Genomic DNA, 2,683 nt, shown 5'->3' on the forward strand with positions numbered 1-2,683 from the left:
GTAAGCGTTCATTCCAAGACGTAGTTGACCTACTTCACGTCCCGGAGAGGTCTCAGTAACTCCGGCGAGACCTTGTACTGCTTCCTGCCATCGTCACCCAGCACGATCACGCTCTTGCGGTTGATCTTGGTGACGATCCCCAATACGGGGCCTTCCCGGCCCTCGAAGGTCACTTTCAGGCCCACCCGCAACTGGCTCAGCGCCTGGAGATTTTCCTGATCCCGCAGTTCGTCGATGCGCCGGCAGATGGTTTGATTCAGTTCCAGCAACTGGTCGATGCTCATGTCTTCAATGCGCATGAACGGCCTCCGGCTGTTTGTTCTGTCGGTCAGGATGGCGTGGGTCGATCAGCGCCCGTAACGGGTTGTCGGCGAACCGGGTTTTCCAGAGTCGCGGCGTCAGGTCGCTGACTTCACTGGCCGGGTGCTGGCTGATGCGTTGCAACACGTCCACCAGGTAGGTGTAGGGGTTAATATTGTGCAGCTTGCAGGTGCTGACCAGGCTCTGGATGATGCCCAGGTGTTCCGCGCCCAGTTCGGTCCAGCAGAACATCCAGTTTTTCTTGCCCATGGGGATGGGTCGTAGGGCCCGTTCCAGGTGGTTGGTGTCTGGCTGTACGTCGGGATCTTCCAGGAACACGGTCAGGCTCGCTTCGCGGCTGAGCACGTAGTTCAGGGCCTTGGTCAGTGAGTCGCTGGGCAGCAGACCGCCTTGCTCCAACTGATCCCGGCACCACTGGAAGAAGCCGCTGACCACCGGCTTCGAGTGATCCAACCGGTACTGGCGTTTCTTCTCGCCGGTCAGCCCTTGAGCTTTGAGGGTCTCTTCATTCCGGTACAGCGTTGCGATCCGTTGCAGGGCCTCGGTGACTGTCTCAGGATGATCCTTCTGTGCCTCGATAAAGTAACGGCGACTGTGCACCCAGCATTGGGCATGGGTGACGTTCTCTTGGGCGGCAGCGTAGCGGGCATAGGCCGCATAGCCGTCACTGATCAGAGTGCCGCTGAACTGTTCGTTCAGCACCTCCTCGATATGGGCCCGGCCCCGGCTGTTCGAGTAGGTGAACACCACTTCGTCGGCATCGCCATACAGCGGCCAGAACCATCCGGATTTCATCTTGCCTTTTTGCGGGCCCGCCCGGCCCTGGTGACCGGCCTTGATGGGCGTTTCATCCATGGCCAGCACCCGGCTGCGCAGCACGTTGTCTGTCTGGGCATCCACAATGGGCCGAAGCAGGTCGATGGCGCGCTTGACCAGATTGGTCAGGGTGCTGCGGCTGACGGTGATACCGGCCTGCTGGATGCGCTGGTGCTGGCGATACAACGGCAGATGGAACTGGAACTTGTCCACCAGCAGCCCGGCCAGCAGGCTGACGTCGGCCAGGCTGTTGTCCAGTACGTTAAACGGAGCCGGAGTCGTCACCGGCTTCTCGGTTCCCTTGCGCCGGAACACCGGGCGTTCACACTTGAGTACCACATAGCTGGAGGCCCGCTGGGCCAGCCGGTAGGTGGTCTTGCTGCCGATCACTTCGTACTGGTCGGCCTCCGCGCCGGTCAGTTCCGGTGGCAGGTGTTCAATGACTTCCACCGGCACATCGGCACTAAAGCGAAGGCCAGTATCGTTCAGGCAGTCGTCGTCCCGCTGTTTCTTGCCGGTGCCGCGCTGATAGGCCTTAATGGTGCGTTTATCTTCATCCGCAGGCTGCTCCGGCAGCGGTGCTTCATCTGGCTGGAACAGGTTGTCCTGTTGCGGAACATCATAAACCTGCTTCTCGGATTTGGGGCCGAACAGCTGTTTCTTGAACCAGTCCAGTTGATGCGTCAGCTGACGAATCGCTTCTGCCTGGGCTCCCAACTGCTCCCGCAACACGGCATTCTCCTCGGCCAGAGCCGAGTAGGAAGGTGCGTTGGAAGAAGGGGCGGAAGCCGTTGAATTCATGGCCGATATTATACCGGAAGTCCGTCTTCTATACCCCTCGAAAACGCTTGAACTGGCGGTATTTCTGCACTTCGATGCCATCGATCAGCAGTTGCAGATCCGTCAGGGTCAGGGCTCGCTGACCGGAGGCGGATAACGGCACCCGGAACTGCCCCTGCTCCAGGCGCTTGGCCCACAGGCAATAACCGGTGGCGGTAAAGTACAGCATCTTCATCTGGGTCTTGCGGCGATTGACGAAGACGAAATACTGGCCGCTGAGCGGGTCGTGCTTCAACTGATTCCGGACCAGGGCGCTCAGGCCCCGGAACGATTTGCGCATGTCGGTGGGCTCGGTGCACAGCCAGATGCGCGCCTGGCTATCGAGCCCAATCATCCGTGCTGACTCAGCCGCAGCTCGACGCCGTTACCCAGGCTGAGCACAATGTTCCAGCCCGGACCGGAGGATGGCGACGTGCCCATTAATGACGAGAGATCCAGAAAACTGGCTTCACCGGAACCTGCCGAATCATCGGTCGACGGATCGGACAGCCGCTTGCGCCAGTTGCAGAAGCTGGCGTAACCAATATTTTCCTGCTTACAGAACTGCGGCGCTGACAAGCCGCTGACGCGCTGCTGATCAACCAGGGCCTGCCACTGTTCTGGGGTACGGTGCTTTCTCATGGGGGTAACCTCGTGTTGAAAAATGTGAGGTTACTGTAGGGCGATTTTCAGCCGGGTGGCAGGACGTCCTGGAATGAACGCTTAC

Annotated in this window: 4 protein-coding genes; all 4 read right to left on the reverse strand. The window is 59.6% G+C overall.

Annotation, left to right across the window (positions count from 1 at the left end; translation table 11 throughout):
- Positions 1 to 29 precede the first annotated feature (29 nt).
- From AC13C0_RS00200 to tnpA, 4 genes are read right to left on the reverse strand one after another with little or no spacing between them, the layout of a single operon-like run.
- The gene (locus AC13C0_RS00200) at positions 30 to 299 is read right to left on the reverse strand and encodes a hypothetical protein (RefSeq protein ID WP_248185950.1); all 270 of its coding nucleotides are present in this window, start codon (positions 297 to 299) and stop codon (positions 30 to 32) included.
- Complete coding sequence (tnpC, locus tag AC13C0_RS00205; RefSeq protein WP_248185948.1) at positions 289 to 1,938, reverse strand: IS66 family transposase; 1,650 nt, start codon at positions 1,936 to 1,938, stop codon at positions 289 to 291. Before tnpC ends, AC13C0_RS00200 begins: the two co-directional genes overlap by 11 nt.
- 28 nt (positions 1,939 to 1,966) lie before the next feature.
- Positions 1,967 to 2,311, reverse strand: coding sequence for an IS66 family insertion sequence element accessory protein TnpB (gene tnpB / locus AC13C0_RS00210; protein WP_016915087.1), 345 nt, complete (start codon positions 2,309 to 2,311; stop codon positions 1,967 to 1,969).
- Positions 2,308 to 2,598: an IS66 family insertion sequence element accessory protein TnpA gene (gene tnpA, locus AC13C0_RS00215; RefSeq protein WP_286894708.1), complete on the reverse strand. Its 291-nt coding sequence runs from the start codon at positions 2,596 to 2,598 to the stop codon at positions 2,308 to 2,310. The genes tnpB and tnpA overlap by 4 nt, the downstream gene beginning before the upstream one ends.
- Positions 2,599 to 2,683 lie beyond the last annotated feature (85 nt).

It is taken from the genome of Marinobacter sp. B-21 (assembly GCF_056857895.1).

What these genes read in the sequence shown, in the direction of transcription:
- tnpB (WP_016915087.1), bottom strand. Translation starts at nt 2,311, where the DNA reads ATGATTGGGCTCGATAGCCAGGCGCGCATCTGGCTGTGCACCGAGCCC.
- AC13C0_RS00200 (WP_248185950.1), bottom strand. Translation starts at nt 299, where the DNA reads ATGCGCATTGAAGACATGAGCATCGACCAGTTGCTGGAACTGAATCAA.
- tnpC (WP_248185948.1), bottom strand. Translation starts at nt 1,938, where the DNA reads ATGAATTCAACGGCTTCCGCCCCTTCTTCCAACGCACCTTCCTACTCG.
- tnpA (WP_286894708.1), bottom strand. Translation starts at nt 2,598, where the DNA reads ATGAGAAAGCACCGTACCCCAGAACAGTGGCAGGCCCTGGTTGATCAG.